This window comes from Chryseobacterium sp. CBTAP 102, assembly GCF_003201365.1.
Taxonomy (GTDB): domain Bacteria; phylum Bacteroidota; class Bacteroidia; order Flavobacteriales; family Weeksellaceae; genus Chryseobacterium; species Chryseobacterium candidae.
In genome coordinates, this window is sequence record NZ_QICX01000013.1 from 97,827 (window position 1) to 118,279 (window position 20,453).

General features: G+C 35.3%; 16 protein-coding genes, 1 tRNA gene and 1 pseudogene. 10 read left to right on the plus strand and 8 right to left on the minus strand.

Annotated elements, in window-relative coordinates; genetic code table 11:
* Nucleotides 1–18 precede the first annotated feature (18 nt).
* From C8D70_RS16825 to C8D70_RS16850, 6 genes are all read left to right on the plus strand, one after another.
* Nucleotides 19–408, plus strand: coding sequence for an HIT family protein (locus C8D70_RS16825; protein WP_110368079.1), 390 nt, complete (start codon nt 19–21; stop codon nt 406–408).
* 66 nt (nt 409–474) lie between these two features.
* Entirely contained in the window at nt 475–1,662 is a 1,188-nt protein-coding gene (gene clpX / locus C8D70_RS16830; RefSeq protein WP_110368080.1) for an ATP-dependent Clp protease ATP-binding subunit ClpX, read from the plus strand.
* A gap of 74 nt (nt 1,663–1,736) precedes the next feature.
* Nucleotides 1,737–3,704, plus strand: a complete 1,968-nt coding sequence (locus C8D70_RS16835) for a T9SS type A sorting domain-containing protein (protein ID WP_083688886.1) — start codon at nt 1,737–1,739, stop codon at nt 3,702–3,704.
* 5 nt (nt 3,705–3,709) lie between these two features.
* Nucleotides 3,710–3,940, plus strand: coding sequence for a signal peptidase (locus tag C8D70_RS16840; protein WP_076596844.1), 231 nt, complete (start codon nt 3,710–3,712; stop codon nt 3,938–3,940).
* Between the two features lie 61 nt (nt 3,941–4,001).
* Entirely contained in the window at nt 4,002–5,294 is a 1,293-nt protein-coding gene (locus C8D70_RS16845; RefSeq protein ID WP_076596843.1) for a TlpA family protein disulfide reductase, read from the plus strand.
* A 44-nt stretch (nt 5,295–5,338) separates the two neighbouring features.
* Nucleotides 5,339–5,412: transfer RNA gene (locus C8D70_RS16850), tRNA-Met, on the plus strand.
* 110 nt (nt 5,413–5,522) lie between these two features.
* On the opposite strand, the pseudogene C8D70_RS21120 reads toward C8D70_RS16850, so the two are convergent.
* From C8D70_RS21120 to C8D70_RS16885, 8 genes and pseudogenes are all read right to left on the minus strand, one after another.
* A pseudogene (locus C8D70_RS21120) lies at nt 5,523–5,618 on the minus strand (DDE transposase); the annotation flags it as partial.
* Between the two features lie 242 nt (nt 5,619–5,860).
* The gene (locus tag C8D70_RS16855; protein ID WP_110368081.1) at nt 5,861–7,159 is read right to left on the minus strand and encodes an HlyD family secretion protein; all 1,299 of its coding nucleotides are present in this window, start codon (nt 7,157–7,159) and stop codon (nt 5,861–5,863) included.
* 163 nt (nt 7,160–7,322) lie between these two features.
* Nucleotides 7,323–9,518 (minus strand): peptidase domain-containing ABC transporter, encoded by a 2,196-nt coding sequence (locus C8D70_RS16860; protein ID WP_110368082.1) that lies wholly within the window; start codon nt 9,516–9,518, stop codon nt 7,323–7,325.
* Between the two features lie 191 nt (nt 9,519–9,709).
* Nucleotides 9,710–11,224, minus strand: a complete 1,515-nt coding sequence (locus C8D70_RS16865; protein ID WP_110368083.1) for a thioredoxin domain-containing protein — start codon at nt 11,222–11,224, stop codon at nt 9,710–9,712.
* A gap of 770 nt (nt 11,225–11,994) precedes the next feature.
* Nucleotides 11,995–12,954, minus strand: a complete 960-nt coding sequence (locus C8D70_RS16870; RefSeq protein WP_317047800.1) for a DUF3810 domain-containing protein — start codon at nt 12,952–12,954, stop codon at nt 11,995–11,997.
* Nucleotides 12,955–13,048: 94 nt separating this feature from the next.
* On the minus strand, nt 13,049–14,494 hold the full coding sequence (locus tag C8D70_RS16875; RefSeq protein WP_076596838.1) for an MFS transporter: 1,446 nt from the start codon (nt 14,492–14,494) through the stop codon (nt 13,049–13,051).
* Between the two features lie 30 nt (nt 14,495–14,524).
* Entirely contained in the window at nt 14,525–15,262 is a 738-nt protein-coding gene (locus C8D70_RS16880) for a lysophospholipid acyltransferase family protein (RefSeq protein WP_110368085.1), read from the minus strand.
* Between the two features lie 3 nt (nt 15,263–15,265).
* Nucleotides 15,266–15,724, minus strand: a complete 459-nt coding sequence (locus C8D70_RS16885; protein WP_076596837.1) for a GtrA family protein — start codon at nt 15,722–15,724, stop codon at nt 15,266–15,268.
* A 362-nt stretch (nt 15,725–16,086) separates the two neighbouring features.
* Between C8D70_RS16885 and C8D70_RS16890 the strand changes: the two genes are divergently transcribed.
* The 4 genes from C8D70_RS16890 (at nt 16,087) to ruvA (ending at nt 20,403) form a co-directional block, all read left to right on the plus strand.
* Nucleotides 16,087–16,350, plus strand: a complete 264-nt coding sequence (locus C8D70_RS16890) for a hypothetical protein (RefSeq protein WP_076596836.1) — start codon at nt 16,087–16,089, stop codon at nt 16,348–16,350.
* 85 nt (nt 16,351–16,435) lie between these two features.
* The gene (locus C8D70_RS16895; protein ID WP_076596835.1) at nt 16,436–17,287 is read left to right on the plus strand and encodes an ATPase; all 852 of its coding nucleotides are present in this window, start codon (nt 16,436–16,438) and stop codon (nt 17,285–17,287) included.
* A gap of 16 nt (nt 17,288–17,303) precedes the next feature.
* Entirely contained in the window at nt 17,304–19,592 is a 2,289-nt protein-coding gene (locus C8D70_RS16900) for an NADP-dependent malic enzyme (RefSeq protein WP_076596834.1), read from the plus strand.
* A gap of 226 nt (nt 19,593–19,818) precedes the next feature.
* A complete protein-coding gene (ruvA, locus tag C8D70_RS16905) occupies nt 19,819–20,403 on the plus strand; it encodes a Holliday junction branch migration protein RuvA (protein WP_110368086.1) in 585 nt (194 codons plus the stop codon).
* Nucleotides 20,404–20,453: the final 50 nt, after the last annotated feature.

Below are 20,453 nucleotides of genomic sequence, written 5' to 3' on the forward strand. Positions count from 1 at the left end.
ACCCAAACTTCTGATAAAATGAGCACTATATTCACAAAAATCATCAATGGCGAAATTCCCTCTTATAAGATTGCAGAAAATGAAGACTTCATTGCATTCTTAGACGCAATGCCTTTGGTGAAGGGACATACTTTAGTAGTACCTAAAAAAGAAGTGGATTTGATTTTTGATCTTAAAAGTGAAGAATACAAAAACCTTTGGGGATTTGCCCAAGAGGTAGCCAAGAAGATCAAAACTGCAGTTCCATGTGTGAGAGTAGGAGTAGCAGTGGTTGGGCTTGAAGTTCCTCATGCACACATCCATCTGATTCCTTTAAATAAGATGGAAGACATGAATTTCAGAAATGAAAGATTAAAATTAACGAACGAAGAATATACAGAGATTCAACACTCAATAATTAATTCTTAACAACCAGAAAATCGTAAAAAAGTAATTTTTTACGATTTTCTTTAACATATATATATATTATATCATATGAATTCCAACCAATGTTCTTTCTGTGGCAGAAAAAGAAATGAAGTACAGATGCTGATTTCTGGGCAGAATGGTTTTATTTGTGAAAATTGTATAGAGCAGGCACATGCTATTGTAAAAGATGGTGCATCAAAAACAGGATATTCACCTGCAAACAGCATGGATGAGCTTAAAAAGCCGAAAGAGATCAAAGAATTCCTTGATCAGTATGTGATTGGACAGGATCAGGCGAAAAAGCAGCTATCAATTGCTGTTTATAACCACTATAAAAGATTGCTTCATGCTCAGGACGAAAACAGAGAAGTGGAGCTTGAAAAGTCAAATATTATTATGATAGGGGAGACGGGAACAGGTAAAACTCTTTTGGCAAAGACAATTGCCAGAGAACTTAATGTTCCTTTCTGTATTGTGGATGCTACTATTTTAACAGAAGCAGGATATGTAGGAGAAGATGTCGAAAGTATCCTTTCAAGACTTCTGATGGTAGCAGATTATGATGTGGAAAAAGCTGAAAGAGGAATTGTTTTCATTGATGAGATTGATAAGATTGCCAGAAAATCAGACAATCCAAGTATTACAAGAGACGTTTCAGGAGAAGGCGTACAGCAGGGATTACTGAAACTGCTGGAAGGAAGTATTGTGAATGTTCCGCCACAAGGAGGAAGAAAACATCCGGATCAGAAATATATCCAGGTCAATACTCAGAACATCTTATTTATTGCAGGAGGAGCTTTTGACGGAATCAAGGAGATCATCGAAAGAAGAATGAACAAGCAGGCAATTGGTTTCAGCTCTGAAAAAATCAATAAAACTGACGAGGACGAATATATATTAACAAATATTAATGCGATTGATCTTCGTACTTTCGGATTAATTCCGGAACTTTTAGGAAGATTTCCAATCATTACTTACCTTGATAAACTCACGAAAGAGACGTTGGTAAGAATTATGAAGGAACCTAAAAACTCTATCGTGAATCAATTTGTGGAACTTTTTAAAATGGATGGCACAGATTTGGTAATTACAGACGGAGCAATTGAAAGAATCGTAGAGGAAACTATTGAAAAAGGATTAGGTGCTAGAGGCCTTAGAGGTACCACCGAAAAAGTTCTAGAAGACTATATGTTTTCAATAGGAGAGGAGAAAGAAATTATCCTAACTGAAGATAATGTTTTGATTAATAGATAAAAAATTTTTTTTTTAAGAAAAATAATAATACCTTTGCGGGTGAAGATTGTATTAACACACAAATAATTTATACAATGAGAAAAAGTTTATTTGCTATAGGTCTTTTAGCAATTGGTTATTCTGTTCAGGCGCAGATATTATGTCATGTTGACACTAATGCTAATATGTATGTGAGCGAAGGCACCCTAGTTTATAGTGGTGGAGGTGTACAAACAAAAGGTAATGGTCTTTTGGACGTACATGGAAATATCATGGTTGTAGGATCTGGTACGGATCTCTTAAAAACAATTGATGCCAGTGGTGCTGATAAGACTGATGGCGGAAATATAATCTTAAGACTTAATACCCCTGCTTCCTTTGCTACTTCTACGTATGGTCAGCTATACGTAGACGGATTATCCCAATCTAATGTTACAGGTATTGTTAGTAAAGAGTATAGAAACGCTAAGCATGGTAATGGTGATTTTTACCAGCAAATGGCTTTGCCTTTTAATGATAAAGTATTATCATCTCTTTCTCCGGAATTAAACAAAACTTTCAGTGGGGTAAGATATTCTGGTAATGCTATTTTTATGTGGAATAATGCTACAGTTGTATCAGATACAAAACCTGTTGCAACAACTACTAATGTAGCTACTGCTCATGGTTATTATATGCTGGGATCAAAAAACAATAATTTAGATCTTAGTAATCCTCCTGCAGCAAGTGGAGTCTACACAATTAATGGTAAGCCGTATTCTACTTTAGCGACTGCCAACCTAGTTAACGCAGGTAATGGAGTTAACTTTGGTACAAACGGTAATTTCACCAACTCATATAATGAGAAGTACAATACTTATCTTTGGGATCAGTTTGAAGAAACTAACAGTCTATGGGCTGGAACCTTTGGTAAGAACATTTACGAATTTGGAAATCCTTTTTTAACGAATTTAGATTTGTCAAGAATCGGATATGTTGAAAATGGGGGAGTTACTGATGGTAATGCTATCAGTAATATTTGGGGAATTCAGTATTCTCCCGGAACTGTTCAGTATGTTGCCGGTGTGGGAAGTACATTTACGAATCCTCTTACGATGACCTTTGATGTGAGCACACATATTCCGGTAGGAGATGTTAATAATTTGATCGTAAAACCGATGGGGGTTTTCATTATGAAATTAAGAGATAATACTCCTCAAACCTTAAATTTTAACACTCTCAGAAGATTTAGTAATACCGCTAGAGCAGCTGGTACGGATTATAATGTAAATGCAAGTAAATCGGCATTTAAAACTAATAGCGGTACTGTAAAACAATTAGGTGTAATTGGTTTAGATGCTAATGGTAAAGAAGTAGCAAGAGTATATTACGTAGTTACTCCAAACGCTACAACAGGTCACCAGGTTTCTAATGCAACATCAATACAGGCGGCTACAGATAACAGCAATAGTCTTGTTACATATGAAGAAGCCTTAAATGGCGGACAAGATCCTAATTACTCTGGCCAATATAAGTTATACATTAACGAAGCTAATGAAAATAACTTTTTAGGAAAGGATATCGTAATGGATAATTTTGATTATGGTACTGCAGGTCAGAAAATTACATCTTATAAATTTGAAATCAGAGAAAATGCTGAATTGATTCCTGCAGGAGTACATCAGTTATCTTCAGGAATTGGTTTCTACTATAAATCTGCTAACGGAACCCCGCAAGAAGCTAAACAAGGAGCTGTAGTTCCTGTAGGTTCTAAGATTTATAACTTATACTATGGAGAGCCTAACAGAGGTACGCTAATAACTAAAGATACTAATAGTACATTGTCTAAAACAGTGGTTGTTTATAATCCTACAATTAGCAATTATATAGTTAGATTTGATCCAAGCTGGAAAAAAGCAGATATTGAAGTTTATGATATGAGTGGTAAGCTTATTATCTCTAAGAAAGCAGTAAATACATCTACGGATTTTGTACTTGAACTTGATAGTTCAGTGAAAAGTTCATATGTTGTAAAAGTGGTTTCTGAAAAAGGAGTAATTATTAACACTAAAATCTTAAAATAACAACTATGAAAACTATTAATAAACTAGTATCGGCTCTTTTGCTTTTTGTGATATCATTTGCATATGCAGAGAAAATACCGCCTACACCTGGTGCAACAGCAGCTAGGGCAGGAACCGGAGGTGGAGGTCCGGGAGCACCAGCATCCTCAATCGATATGTATGTATATGTACTGGGTATCATGGCAATAGGATTTATTGTTTACTTTACAAAAAAGTACAAGAGCGTAAAAGCATAAAATTTTATTAAAATAATATTAAACTCTCTGATTAGTCGGAGAGTTTTTTTATTTTTACTCTATGAAAAAGATTTATACGCTATCAGCGGTTTTGGCTGCATTTGCTTTGCAGGCTCAATTTACTGTTACAATTCAGACTCCGTCAGATTTTAAAGACCAGGATGCCATTCTATATACACTAAACGGATCAAAAGATATTATTGTTACCAAAGAACAGAGTAAGAATAGTACGTGGACTTTTAAATATCCCAACCATTATATGGGGATGATGAAAGTTTATTTTCCAGGTTCTAATAATACCGTAAGCTTTATTTCTGAAAATAAAAATGTCAGCATTAAACTGGATATCCAGAATAGTAAAGTAAAGGATGTTACATATCTGGATGAAGCCAATAATCTGATGAGTAAACAACAAGAAGGTTCACAAAAGAAAGAGCTTATTTTGCCGGCTTTAGCACAGATCAAAGAATATTACAAAGACAATACTGATTTTGGAAAAGCTTTGAAAACAGAAATTGAAAGACTTTCCGGTACTTCAGGTTCAATTGATGCAGCACAACATCCGTTTATTGCTTATTATAATACGAATTACAGCAAGTTTCTTTCCAATTCACCGGATTCAGCTAAAAAGGCAGATCAGGAAGAAATAATCAACTTTCTGGATAAATCAGGTGATATGCTTGAAAGCTCATCATTATTGAGACCTGTATTGGTAGCATATCTGAATTCAGGGGGGAATACCAATGTTACGGCTTCTGTTGATAAGTTGTTAGATCGTTTAAAAGTAGAGACTCCAAGAGGACAGACTGTATTGTCAGAATTGATTGATATTTTTGATGTCTATCAGATGGATGAATATAAGAGTAAATATCTGTCTCTTGCCAAAAATCTTAAATGTACCATCACTGATAGGCTTGCTTCCACATTGAAATCCAATGCGAATATTGAAATGGGGGCTGTTTTTCCTAATTATAAGTTCCAGTCACCCGTTAATACCACTGCAAAATCATTACACGATATTAAAGCAGATAAAAAGGTTGTTGTCTTTTGGTCATCTACATGCTCACACTGTGAAAGTGAACTTCCTAAACTTTTGGAAAAATATAATGATCTGAAATCAAAAAATATTCAGATTATAGGGCTGTCTTTAGATGTTGATAAGAACTCATATACCCAAAAAATTGCTGCATTTCCTTGGGTGAATGATTCCGAATTGAGAGGATGGAACAGTAGTTACACAGATTTGTATAATATTCATGCAACTCCCACGTATTTTATTTTAGATGCTAACAATAAGATAATCAGTAAACCAGATCATGTTGGTGATGTTTTAGAATATTTTAAGCTAAAATAATTTTGGAGGTAAAGAAATATTTTCTATATTTGCACCACCAAAACGGCGAGGTAGCTCAGTTGGTTAGAGCGCAGGATTCATAACCCTGAGGTCACGGGTTCAATTCCCGTCTTCGCTACAATAAACCGCAATCATTGATTTAATGATTGCGGTTTTTACTTTTAAAAAAATTGCCACTTTATCTTTTAAGGATCAAGCTTAAACGGGATCAAGCGCAAAAGTTGGGGGCTAAGCAAAAAGTTTAGCTAATCTGAATAAGAAGAATGCTTTGTCTTTTACACCGCGGAGCTGCATTCTGAAGTTTTTTATTTTCGCATTGAAGGATTAAGGGATCAAGCGCGAAAAAACTTGGTTATTATTTTTCAGCAGTGGCTTTTTTAATACCTTTCTTTGAAGAAACAGTTGACAACCTGTCTGAGCAGTGAAAACCCTTTTAATGAGGGATTAAATGTGTAAATAAGTATACTTTTCTGTCTTATAAATTTTGAGTAACAATTTTTAGAATATAGGCAAAAAAAAACCGCTTACAAATCTGTAAAACGGTTTTAATTTTTCATAAAAGTTTATTAAACCTGATATCCAAGCAGCTTTCTGATCTGATAGAAAAATCTTTCAATCAGTCGCAGATCCTGTGTTACAATTTCTGCGCTGCCTCTCAATTCTTTGTCAAATGTAAGTGTCTTGTTGTAGCTTGTTTTTAATCCTTTTGGTAAAATTACATCTACATAATAATTTCCTTTATCATCAGGAATCAGAGATATGTTTTGTACTTTTCCTTCGATGATACCATATTCCTGGAATCGGTAGTTATCCAGTTTAATCAGAACTTTTTCACCCGGAGTTATTTTTCCTGAATTTGTTGTAGGAACAGACATTCTGCCCACTAATTGTTCTTTATTTTCAGGAAGAATAGAAAGGATGGGTTCACCTACCTTTACAAACTGATTTTCACCAAAGAACTGCTGGAAGCTGGCAACACCATCCGTGGATGAGATAACAAGATAGTTCAGTTCCCACTGCTTTAGAGATTTTCGAAGCTGTTCAAGAAGCTGAAGGGTTTGTGAAGAGTAGGTAATTCTGTCTTTTTCTGTATTAATGGCAGTTCCGCTTTTTGTTTTATTCAGATTGGAGATTCCTTCATCCATTTGTGATATGGAGATTTTAATATTCTCAAGATTTTGCTGAGCCTGAAGATATTTGATCTTTTCGTTTTCAAGTTCCATTGCTGAAATAACCCCTTGATTAAATAGTTCCTGAGATCTGTTGAAGTTTTTCTTTGTCAGGTCATATTTTATAGATTCCAGACTTTTCTGCTGTTTCAAAGTAGCAATTCTTATTTTATATTCTGAAATGCTCTGATTGGCGGCGAGGTTTTCAGGAGCGTAAGGCTGTAGTCTTGTAAAAAGAGCTTCATCCTGAAATGCTTTTGCGAAACTGTTATATTCACCCTGCAATTCACCCAGTTTAAATCTTGAAGCCTGGGCAATTGGAAAGGTATATAATTGATCAGGTGTGATTGAGTCTACCAGTTTTTTAAGCTCTAAAATATCTTTATAATTAGCAGCAGACTGCATCACCATGAGAACATCGTTCTTTTTAACTTGCTGATGATCTTTTATAAATATTTTTTCAATTTTGGAGCTGGTTCGAGCTTCTATTTTCTCAGGCGGATTCTGGGAAGTCACAATAATAGGAGCCGGTACAAATTCCGGATATTTTATAATGTAGCTCATGAAGAGAATCAACAGGAGGATAATAAATATTACAGTGTTTCCCCAGCGGATCATCCAATGCGGTGGCTGGGTAAGAATATCCTGTACGCTTTCTGAGCGCAGTTCAATATTGTCTAAAACGTCTTCTTTCATTGTTCTGTAGTAAAATTTCCACCCATTTTTCAGGGGGAATGTAATTTAAATAATTGAAAAACCTCCATCATACCTATTCCAGTGCTGAAATACTTGAGTCAGTAGGTATTTGGGATTTCTCACTATTAATTTTAATTTAAACTTTCAAATTTTGCATATACCATTAACTTCCTAATTCAAGCTGGTTTCTTACAAGTCTGTAATATTCTCCTCTTAAATCTACCAGGTCAGCGTGACTTCCTTCTTCTACCACTTTCCCCTGATCCAGTACAATGATTTTATCAGCATGTCTTACCGTAGAAAGCCTATGGGCAATCACTACTGCTGTTTTGCCTTTAAAGAACTGTTCAAGATTTTCCATAATTACTTTCTCATTGTTGGCATCCAATGCAGAGGTGGCTTCATCAAATAAAATATATTCAGGAGATTTGTAAACTGCTCTTGCAATGAAAAGTCTCTGCTTCTGGCCTCCACTTACTCCAACTCCTTCATTTCCAATCTTTGTATTATAACTTAATGGAAGACTTTCAATAAAATCCTTGATATTGGCGATTTCTACAGCACGTCTCAGTTTTTGTTTATCGATATGATCTTCACCTACAGCAATATTATTGGCAATGGTATCATTGAAAACATATCCTTCCTGCATTACTACACCGCAATGATCTCTCCAGTACCTTGGAGAAATATTTTTCATATTGGTATTTCCGATTCTGATTTCACCCTGGTCAGGATCATAAAATTTCATCAACAGTTTCAATAAAGTGGTTTTTCCACTTCCGCTGGCTCCAACAATAGCTGTTGTCTGCTGATAAGGAATTGTAAGGCTTAAATTTTCAAAAACCGGGACATCAGAACCAATGTATCTGAATGACATATCTTTGATTTCGATATCTTGTTTCGGAACATCTGTGGCATACTGTTCATTTTTATCTTCTTCATCATCTTTATCATGAATTTCTCCTAACCTTTCAAGGGAAATCTTAGCATCCTGAGTCTGCTTGATAAAGTCGATAAGCTGAAGAAGCGGGCTGTTTAACTGTCCAATGATATATTGAACAGAAAGCATCATCCCCAAAGTAAGGTTTCCGCTTAAAACAAGTTTAGCAGAAAGAAAACTCACCAGAATATCTTTCATCTGATTGATAAAGTTTCCTCCCACAGATTGCCATTGTTCTAATGAAAGGGATTTTATCCGGATTTTAAAAAGTTTTACCTGTAGAAATTCCCAGTCCCATCGTTTTTGTTTTTCAGCATTATGCATTTTGATTTCCTGCATACCGTTGATAAGCTCAATTACTTTACTCTGTTCCTGAGATACCTGAGAGAATCTCTTATAGTCAAGTTCTTTTCTTTTTTTCAGGAAAAAACTGATCCAGCCGATATATAATACAGCTCCTACAAGATAAACAATAAAAAGTCTGTAATCATAAAATAATAATACAATACTGAAAATAATAAGATTCACCAGTGAGAATAATGTATTCAGTGAAGAACTGGTAAGAAGCTGTTCAATTCTGTGATGATCATTAATTCTCTGCATAATATCTCCTGTCATCCTGGTATCAAAGAAACTTATCGGAAGTTTCATCAGTTTGATAAAGAAATCGGAGATGATCGAAATATTAATTCTTGCTGAAAGGTGAAGAAGAATCCAGCTTCGGATTGTTTCAATTCCCATTCTTCCCAGAAAAAGCATGATCTGTGCAAGTAAAACCACATAGATAAAATTAATATCCTGGTTCTGGATTCCAACGTCTACAATACTTTGCGTAAGAAAAGGAAATATCAGGGAAAGTAAACTTCCTCCTAAAAGTCCTATAGCAAGCTGTATAACTAGTGTCTTGTACTTGAGAAGATACTTGGAAAGGAATGTAAAGCTGGCCTTACTTTCTTCAGCATCAAACTCTGTCTGGAAAAATGCAGGAGTTGTTTCAAGAATCAGGACAATTCCTTCTTCTGTATTTTCTTTGGCATTTTCTCCAATCCAGGATTTGATGAATTCTTCTCTGGTATAAGTGATCAGTCCATAGCTGGGATCTGAAATATATACTTTGTTGTTTTTGTCGATTTTGTATACAACAACAAAATGATTTTTGTTCCAATGCGCTACACATGGGAAAGGAACTTCTTCTGCGAGGGTATTGAAATCGATCTGGACTCCCATGGACCGGAATCCAAGATTTTCTGCGGCATCGCTAAGGCCAAGAAGGCTGCTTCCTTCACGGGTTGTTTCGGAAAGGTTACGAATCTGCTGCAGGGATATACTTTTACCATAATACTTACTTACGATTCTGAGGCATGTAGGACCACAGTCTTTGGTATCTGGTTGCTTATAAAAAGGAAACTTTTTTTTCAAAACTACTACTCATTATAAAATGCCGTCAATGAATGACGACATTTTTGCTTTAATTCAATTATAATTCAATGAAATGGTAAACTGGAAATAGTCCCATTGATCACCTTTTTTTCTATTCTTTTACATCTTTTCAGATGGTTATTTTGTTTTTCCTAAGATAGTGAAATTTTTAGATGAAGAAGATTTATTTACTAAATCTCATCATCCTCTATTAATTCATCAATAAAGAACGATATATCTTCACGGTCATACTTATCCGGGAACTGATATCCATTGATGATAAAGATAGGAGTAAAGCTTAATCCTGCGTTATTGTTTTCTACAGACATCTCTACCAGCGGATTCAGATTTTCTGAGTTTATTTTTCCGCCGGAAAGTGCATTGATTTTGCTTTCATCCTTAGTCTCAAACCATTCTTCTACAGCATGTAAAAATTCTTTTTCAGGTTTATTATGGTAAATATAAGTTAAATCTGAAATAAGCTGCGTGTATTTTTCAGGAGCTCTGTCCGGGCTGTAATTGAATCTCATCTGCAATGAAATGTCATCAGGATATTTTTCCAGAAGACCTTCCATCAGTTTATGTGCATCTTTACAGAAACCACAATATGGATTGGAAACGATAGAAATACGGAGCTTGGCATCTCTTTTTCCAACGGCGAAAGTTTCAGTATCCTGAAATTCTATTTTTGGATTTTGTTCCATCTGATTTTTGAAAAGTTCATAGTTTCTTTTGAATCTGAGATTTTTTGCATTTGATTTTTGCAGTGCCTCTTTTTGCTCAAGAAGAGTGTTGAAATAAATAACTGCAGAAAATACAAGAGTCCACAGAATGACAGTTAATAAGAGAGTTCCCACACTGAAAGACAGATTCTCAAAAAATAAACTGCTTATTACAATTTGTCCTGCAAGGATTGAAATAATTAAAAGACATACCCTGCAAAATGTTTTTTCTACAAATGCCTGGATATACAGAGAATATCCTATTGCCAGTACGGAAACGAATGTAAAACCTTTTACGATATACGCTGTAGCTGGTAAGAAAAGACCCAATACCGCAAGCCCTGCGAAATAGATCAGAGAAAAATCTGCAAATTTTAACCCTAGAATACTGGTTTTATCCTGTTTTATAATCTTATCACATGAGTTGGCTGTCTGATTTGCTGCTGCACCTCCGCCTCCACATATACTACCGATCACAGTAGAAGTATTTCCGAATTTCTGGTTGAAAATTTCAAGAGAAATATAGACTCCTGCTAATGAAAGAATGTTAAATAGAGCTTCGTAAATGGTTTGGCTAATAAAAGAATAAGCAAGAACAACTGCAAAAATGATATAAAGTACCGGTTTGAAATTGAAAACCAGTTTGCTTTCTGCACTTTCTGTTTTCTCAAACAGAAGCACGAAATCTGTTGACTTATTATAAAGTTCTTCTTTACCAAAGGTCTTTGCTTTTTCTGAATATACTGAATAATTGCTTCCTGACTTTTTTACCAGGGAAAATGAATTTTCAACAATGGCAATAAATTCTTCAGGAAGTTCGTCCCAATATTCTTTGTCTAGTTCGTAAGCGTCATTTTTTACTCCCATAAAGTTCAGAGTGTCACTAAATGCCAGTGCAGATGGGTAATTGGGATGGGAATTGAACTGGAAGATAAATTCCTGTTTATCGAGTTTTAAATGGTTAATTAGTTTGTCAAAAATCATATTAATATTTTTATCTAAAATACACAGATGTTTTAAATATACAAAAAATATTTTCCTTTATTAGTGAGATATGAACGGGTATTGGTAGATTTTATTTGATCTTCAGTATTTTATTGTATTAGATTTAGAGTTTTACGATGTAGTATAGTACTGATATTAATAATGAGCAGTCTTATCTCATCTCCCAAGTATGAGTTTGTTTGTATTATTACAAGCTGGAACCACCTTTTTTGATGTGAATTACAGATTCTCTTGTTTTGATTTCAATATTATGATATTTGAGAGTTTTCGGGGGTGAAATATATCTTTAGCTTCCTTTTGCGAATTTTGGAATAAAAACAGGTTTAATAGTAGTTAAAAAAATGATGGATATATTTTGATTTTTTGAATTTGAAATTTTAGAAATATCTCATACAATATAGGGGATAACTCTAATTTTTAAAATAGGTAAAACGGGATGGAATTGAAATGTTTTTTATTTAAACAAATGTTTTATTTTTTTAATTTTTCATAGCTTATACGACTTTTAACCTTGTTTTGAGTGTAGGATACCGCTATTTTGTATGATTTGTGACAAGATAAAATGAACTCAAAAAAACTTAAAAAATCATAAATTTTTCATAAAGTTTTAAAAAAGGATAGAAATGTTTTTGTATTTATAAAATATGTCGTACTTTTACATCGCCTTGAATGAGGGAACAAGTCAAGGTAATAAATTTTTTTTCATCATTTGTGTTTTTAGAATCGTATCGCCTGATACGATTCTTTTTTTATGTTTTTTCGTAATTTAAGAGCAGATCAATAAAGTAAGAATAGGTAACAGAACCTTCCTGCTGATTACTTTTCAGAAACAGATTATTAGTAAACCCAAAGAACTCATCCAGCCATCCCTGATGCTGAAGAACGAAACTTTTTTCATAAGCACGGTCTCTTTTCATGGCAGGGGAATACTGATGAAGGATCTTCTTTACAAAATGAGGATCTTCCTCTGCAATAAATCTTAAAAGACTTTTTAAAGTGAAAAATTCAGTACTGTATCTTAATTCCGGATTGCTGGAATGAATACCTAATAAATACCCTACAAAATTGGCCTCCTGTTCTCTGGCAAAACCCAATTGGTGAGAACTTTCATGGGCAGTAGTGAAAGGAATGAAACTATGAGGCAATTCAGAGTTATACTGAGCTTCTGCAGTAAAAGGATTATAATATCCGAGAATTCCGGTAAAACTCATTACATTTTTGAAGATACTAGGTTTAATGTTCAGGATCTGAGGAGCTTTTTTATCCGAAATATAAGAAGGAAGCTTTTTCTGTTGATACAGAATTTCCTTTTCAATAGAGGTGAGGTTAGTAATGATAAATACTCCCTTGCTGTCTTCCTGTACAAACTGTCGTGTCGCCTTGCATTTTTCAAGATAAACAAGAGCCAGTTTTCTTGCTTTTTCTACATCCGGTTCTTTCTGGCTCGAAAGTTTTTTAATAATAGGAGTCTGGAAATAGAGCATTCCCCAGAATACCTGATAAATGAAATAAAAGACATTAATGATGATCAGGAGCTTTATCATGGAATTGTTTCTTCGCTGCTTCCTGAATAGAGAAATTAAATAATATAAAAGAAAGCCTCCCAATATAATATAAATCAAATCTCCAATAGAAAACGGAATCCAGCTGAAAAGTATCTGATGAGCTTCTTTCTGAAGTTCAAAAAAAATTTCAAAAAAAGAAATCATTACTTTGGATTTTGAGAATCCATAAAACAAAAGAAATTGGGCAAGTAATACACCTGCCCAAAATCTCTTTTTCTTATATATGTTTGTTGTTATATTAATGACCATTACCTTTAGATACTTTATCCAGATCAATGCCCTGGGCTTTCAGAATCCCACTTACACGGATCGCATAGAATGCAAGATAAGCAAAACAAATAACTCCTACTATATAACTGAAATGAATATTGGTAATATCCGCAATATAACCCTGTATAAAGCTTACAATACCTCCACCCATAATCATCATAATAAGGTATCCTGAACCCTGGTTGGTGTGCTTTCCAAGTCCGTTGATAGCCAGTGCAAAGATACATGGCCATAGCGTAGAACAGAAAAGACCCACACTCGTAAATGCATACACAGATACCATTCCGGTAGTGAACATCCCGATAACCAATGCTGTAATCCCCGCCAGAGAGAAGATCAGAAGCATTCTTGCCGGGTTTCCTTTACTTAAGATATCACAGATAATCATCGCAATGATGATAAATCCATAAACATAGAAAGGAGAAAGATCGTGGTTCGCAATAGCGTTTACGAATAAAAATAGACAGAACGCAAGATAAGGAGCTAAGAATCTTAATATCTTTTTGAATCCTGCATTTACGTCAAATGCTTCTACAGCACCTGTCCAACGGCCAATCATCATGGAGGCCCAGTATAAAGAGATATAAGGTGCTACATCTTTTGTCTCAAATCCTAGATTTTTTTCCATATAAGCAGGAAGGTTACTCGCTGTGGATACTTCCACTCCTACATAGACGAAAATGGCGATCATTCCCATAACCAATTGAGGATACTGGAAAGCCGAAGTTCTGTGCTCTCCCGGAGTTGTATCATCGGTATTCTCAGTATTCGTTGGGGTTACTGCAGGAAGTGAAGAAAACTTAAGCATTAAAGCCACCAAAGCAAAAGCTGCTCCTAATATAAGGTAAGGTATTTTTACACTTTCTATACTCGCCTCTGTATTGGCGGCACTTGCAGAACCGAAAATAGCAAATGCAACAATAAGCGGTCCAATGGTAGTTCCTAAGTTGTTGATTCCTCCAGCCATTGTTAATCTCTGAGATCCTGTTTCTGTAGGACCTACTTCAATAGCAAGTGGGTTGGCAACAATCTGCTGGAGAGAGAATCCTAAACCTACAATAAATAATCCGGAGATCATTAAAGGGAAAGAATGCATATTGGCGGCAGGATAGAATAATAACGTTCCCAATGCGGAAATCAGAAGCCCCACAATAAGCCCGTTTTTATATCCGATTTTATTAATCAAGTCCTGTTTAAGGCTCTTTGATACAAGCATATAAATTAAAGAACCTACAGTATACGCTACATAAAAGCATATCTGTACCAGCATACTTTCCGTTTGGGATAGATTGAAGGCTTTTTGAAAAACAGGGATCAGAATATCATTACTGGCTGCTACAAATCCCCAAAAGAAGAATACAGTAACCAACGGAATGAATTGGGCCCAATTGGTTTGTTTAGAATAATTTGACATATTTATTATAGATTTCACAAACAAATATAGCTATTTCCTTTCAACGGAATACCTGATTAAGGTTTTTTTTATTTTATCATAAGCCTCTGCCTTTAAGTCTTTTGGCGAATCCGTAGGCTCAATGATTCCATTGAAGTATACCTTTACTCTTCCCGGATAGCCTTTTGAGTTTTCAAAAGGGAACATTTCCTTGAGTCCCACAAAGGTATAAACAGCTATAGGAGAATGATGTTTTGAAGACAGCATAAATGCACCGTCCTTAAAATCATCCAGGATAATAGAAGTGTCGTCAGGCACACCGCCTTCAGGAAAAATGGCAATACTGTTGCCTTCCTCCATCTTCTCGGCGCATCTGCGGTATACATCTGCACGGCTTTTTGCACTTGCTCTGTCTACCATTACACATATTCTTTTATATATGGTTCCGAAAATAGGAATCTTCACCAGCTCTTTTTTTCCTACAAAACATATCGGGTGGTCCGGAAACAAAATGCATACAAGCATAATATCCATGATGGATGTATGGTTGGAGATAAAAACATAAGGGATATTTTTGTCTTTTTCCTGTTCCGAAAGCTTAATCAGGTCATATCTGAAGCCCATTCCGTAGAACATACCGAAACACCAGACCCTGACTAGTTTATAGCCGTATTTATAATGCTTTTTATTAAAGGATAAAATATAAACCGGAATCCCGATACTTACCGTCAGAAAAAATGCCAACAGCAGCAGCCAGAATCTCCAGAGATAATTTAAAATTTTTGTCACAGCTTAACCGTTAAAAATTACTTTCTTTTTTATCGAATAATTCAGAATGGAAACCAGCAATATTGCTGCAATTTTACTAATCATTTCCGGGCTCAAGGTATAAAAAAATAAATTGATATTATCTTTAAATATGAAGCTGTAAAATATTTGGAAAAAACCTAAGCTGAGTACTGTTGAAAAAAAAGAGACTACCATGAAATAAGCAAACTCTTTTCTCTTGGAATGTTTTCCTCTTTCAAATACAAACCAGATGCTCAGAAAGTAATTGGTAATAATCCCGCAGCTCGTAGAAAAAATGTTACTTAAAGGATAATGTACTCCATAGAAGTTGGTCTCCTTTACAAAGAAGTGCGGAAGATAGGTGCTGAAAATCTTAAAGCTGCCTATTTCTACAATGGCACTCAGCCCTCCTGCAATGATGAAGAACAAAACCTGTTTCTGGCGTAAGAGTATTTCTTTCATTTAATAAGTATAAAACTAAAATCTTTGTACATATCGGGCAGCCTGCCGGGTTGATTTATCTTTCACCAGATAAACATCTTAGAAAATTTCTTCTGTTCATAATGGTTTTGAAATCCCAACAGTTATATAGCTTCACAATATGAATATGCAAATTTATAACTATATGTTAAACACTGAAAAAAGTTGTTAAAATATTTTTTTTAATAAAAAATATGTCTAATTTTAATATTCAGAATGATGTAATTAAGACCTGATAATAAATTCATTTTCAACTCTTTGTGTTGATGGTTTTTCTATCTTGTAGTGCGCGGTTAAGAGCATATACTCCAATTTTTTATGACCCAATTAATAATAATATTTGTATGAAACGTCAAAACAAATACAGAAAATTCCAGCTTCAACAGAAAAATATTGAGGCTCTTGAGAAAGAAAATTCCCGCTTCAAAAGAGTGTATTCAGAATATGAAAATATGTCAAACGAATTGTGGAATCTTGAAAACTCCAATGGAGAAGCAGTACCTGATGATTTTATCAATGCAATGGTATTACAGACTTCCTATCTGGAAGACGAAATAGAAGACTGGCTTTTGCAATTCAACGAAAAAAAAACACAAATCAAACATTAATGATTTTAGACAGCTTCCAGGTTGTTTTTAAACGCTAATTGAAGATAAATTCATAATTTAGCAAGCTTAAATTAAAATCTAAAATATGGTTGCTATTGTAGATAGTGGTTCTACTAAATCGGATTGGGTAATACTTGATGACTTTAAGAAAGTTTTTCTGAAAACAGAAACAATTGGGTTCAATCCGAATTTTATCAACAGAGAACTGATCGCTCCTGAAATACAGAAGAATAGCAATCTGATATCGGTTAAAAATTCAATTACCAAAGTCTTTTTTTATGGTTCCGGATGCGGTGTGAAAAAAAATTGCGAAACCATAGAAGAAGAGCTGAAAAAGGTTTTTGGAAAAGCAGAGATTATAGTAAAGGAAGACCTGATGGCTGCAGCATATGCAGCGTACAGCGGAAAACCTGCTATCGTGTGCATTCTTGGCACAGGATCTAATTCCTGTTTTTTTGACGGTGAAAATGTAAAGATAGAATTGCCTTCGCTGGGATTCCTGATCGGAGATGAAGGAAGTGGCAGTGCTATCGGAAAGCAGTTGGTACGCAGATACTTTATGAAAAAACTGCCTGCAGATCTTCATAAAGAATTTGAAGCAGATTATCATCTTACCGTTGAAGATGCATTGAAAAACATGTATCATACTCCAAGGCCCAACGCATATCTGGCGAATTTTACCAAATTTGTAATCGAAAGAAAAGACCATCCTTATTTCAAAGACATGGTGTTTGAAGAAATGAAAAGTTTCTTCGAATATCAGGTTCTTCCTTATAAGGAAGCGCATGACGCCGAGATTAATTTTATCGGTTCCATCGCTTATTATTATGAAAATACACTACGTTCTGTAGCTGCAGAACTTAATTTAAATGTGGGACATGTTGTGCAGAAACCAATTGAAAGCTTAGTAGATTACCACATTAAATATATACTTTAACAAAAAACAAAATTTTATGTCAAGTAACAACAATCGTGACGAAAAGAACTTTAGCCAGGCCGCGCTGGATTATCATAAAGCAGAACCCAAAGGAAAAATTGAAGTAATCCCATCAAAGCCACACTCTTCTCAAAGAGATCTGTCATTGGCTTACTCTCCGGGAGTAGCGGTTCCTTGTATGGAAATTCATGATAAGCCGGAAACAGTATATGATTATACGGGAAAAGGAAACCTGGTAGCAGTAATTTCTAACGGTACTGCCGTACTTGGACTGGGAGACATTGGTGCTGAAGCTTCAAAACCGGTAATGGAAGGAAAAGGACTATTATTCAAGATCTTTGCGGATATCAACGTTTTTGATATTGAGATCGATGAAAAAGATCCGGACAAATTTATTGAAATCGTAAAAGGCATTGCTCCTACTTTTGGTGGGATCAATCTTGAAGATATTAAAGCGCCTGAAGCTTTTTATATAGAACAAAGACTGAAAGAGGAATTGAATATTCCTTTGATGCACGATGACCAGCACGGAACAGCCATTATCTCAGCTGCTGCATTGATCAACGCTCTGCAGATTGCCAATAAAGATATTGCCAAAGTGAAAATGGTGGTCAACGGAGCGGGTGCGGCAGCTATTGCATGTACCAAGCTTTATATTTCATTAGGATTGAAAAAAGAAAACGTCCTGATGTGTGACAGTAAAGGAGTAATCAACCATAAGAGAGAAAATCTTACTCCGGAAAAATTAGATTTCATTGCTCAGACAGATATTGAAACATTGGAAGATGCTTTAAAAGGATCTGATGTTTTTGTTGGATTGTCAAAAGGAAACGTGATGACTCCGGAAATGCTGTTGAACATGAACGAAAACCCTATTGTGTTCGCTTTAGCTAACCCTGATCCGGAAATTGCTTATGATCTTGCTCTTGAAACCCGTAAAGATGTGATCATGGCTACAGGAAGAAGTGATTATCCTAATCAGGTAAACAACGTATTAGGATTCCCTTATATTTTCCGTGGTGCGTTAGATGTACAGGCTACCGCAATTAATGAAGAAATGAAACTGGCTGCCGTACACGCCATTGCTGATCTTGCAAAAGAACCGGTGCCGGAAGCTGTAATTTTAGCATACAACGTTCAGAATCTTCAGTTTGGAAGAGAATATTTCATTCCGAAACCATTTGATAACAGACTGATCACAAAAGTATCAAGCGCTGTAGCAAAAGCAGCTATTGAAAGTGGTGTGGCCAGAAAAACCATTACGGATTTTGAAGAATACGAACACCAGCTTTTAGACAGAATGGGTAGAGATGAGAGGTTGGTAAGAATGATGCAGAGCCGTGCGAAATCCAATCCGAAAAGAATTACCCTTGGAAATGCTGAAGAATACAATGTATTGAAAGCTGCTCAGATTCTTTATGAAGAAGGAATTGCTTACCCAAGTCTTTTAGGAGATAAAAAATACATCAAAGCGCAGATGGAGCGTTACGGAATTACCCTGGATGTTCCAATCATTGATCCAAGTGATGACGATCAGAAAGAAAACAGAAAGAAATACAGAGAAACCCTTTGGAAACTTCGTCAGAGAAAAGGAATGAACGAGTACAAAGCAAAAAGATACGTACGCCAGAGAGATTACTTCGGACCTTTGATGCTGAAACATGGTGATACGGATGGGCTGATTATAGGATTCTCTAAAAACTATACTTCCGTTTTACGTCCTGTTTTAGAAGTGATCGAAAAAGATAAAGGAGTAGATAAAGTAGCAGCGATGATGATGATCCTGTCTGAAAAGAAACCTATTTTCTTCGCAGATACTTCCATCAATCAGAATCCTACTGCGGAAGATCTTGTTAATATTGCTAAAATGGCAGAATTTACAGTAAAATCTTTTGCTATTGAACCGAGAATTGCAATGCTTGGATTTGAAAACTTTGCTGCCATTTCTGAAACTTCTAAAAAAGTAGCAAAAGCAGTAAATATCCTTCACGAAAAATTCCCTAAAATGATTGTGGATGGTGAAATTCAGCCGGATTTTGCTATGGACGCAGATCATCTGAGCGATTATCCATTCTCTAAATTGGGAACTACTCCTGCCAATACCTTCATCTTCCCGAATCTGGAAAGTGCCAACCTTTCTTACAAAATTCTGAGAGGAATGAAAGTAGCACAGGTAATCGGACCGATCTTAATGGGACTGAAGCAGCCGGTACATGTACTTCAGATGCGTTCAAGCGTTGATGAGATTGTGAACCTTGCTACTATTGCTGTTCTTGATGCCCAAAGAAGAGAAAAGAAATCGTAATATAGAATGGGCGGCATAACTGGAAACAGTAATCCATCTCTCTTATTTAAAAAATGACACTGTAAACCGTGTTCAGATAGTAAAAAGACTCCATATTTTGGAGTCTTTTGTTTTTCTGTTAATTCCTTGAATTCTTATTTGAAATTTAAGTTAAAAATCATTCCTACATCAAATGAAAACATTAATTAGTTTAAATTGCTATATTTGGGAGTTTTAAAAATTAATAATGATATTTTCTTTACAAGGCACTGTTCAAGAACTTACGCCTACTTACGCTGTTATCAATGTTCAGGGAGTTGGTTACTACGTGGGAATCAGTTTGATGACCTCACAGAGGCTGGTTTTGAATCAGCAGACCTTTTTATTTATTCAGCAGATCATTCGTGAAGATGCTCATCTTCTCTTTGGATTTAACACACGTTCAGAAAAAGAAATGTTCAATCTGTTAATAAGCGTTAATGGAGTAGGAGCCGTTTCAGCATTGATTCTGTTGTCAACATTGAGCCTTGATGAGATTGCTTCTGCGATCCTTTCCCGAAACAGTGCATTGATTCAAAAAGCAAAGGGAATTGGTGCAAAAACTGCCGAAAGGATTATCGTAGATCTTAAAGATAAAGTACAGAAATACAGTGATCCAAACGCTAACATTTCTGTGATGGCGGATAATAAAATCAAGGAAGAATCGTTATCTGCATTAGAAGTTTTAGGCATTCCTAAACGAACGAGCGAGAAGATTGCGGATAAAATCATAAAACAAAATCCAAACATCTCGGTAGAAGAATTGGTGAAACAAATCTTAAAAAACATTTAACATTTGGTGGCAAATAGTAAGCATCTTAACATATTTTTGTTCCTGTCTTT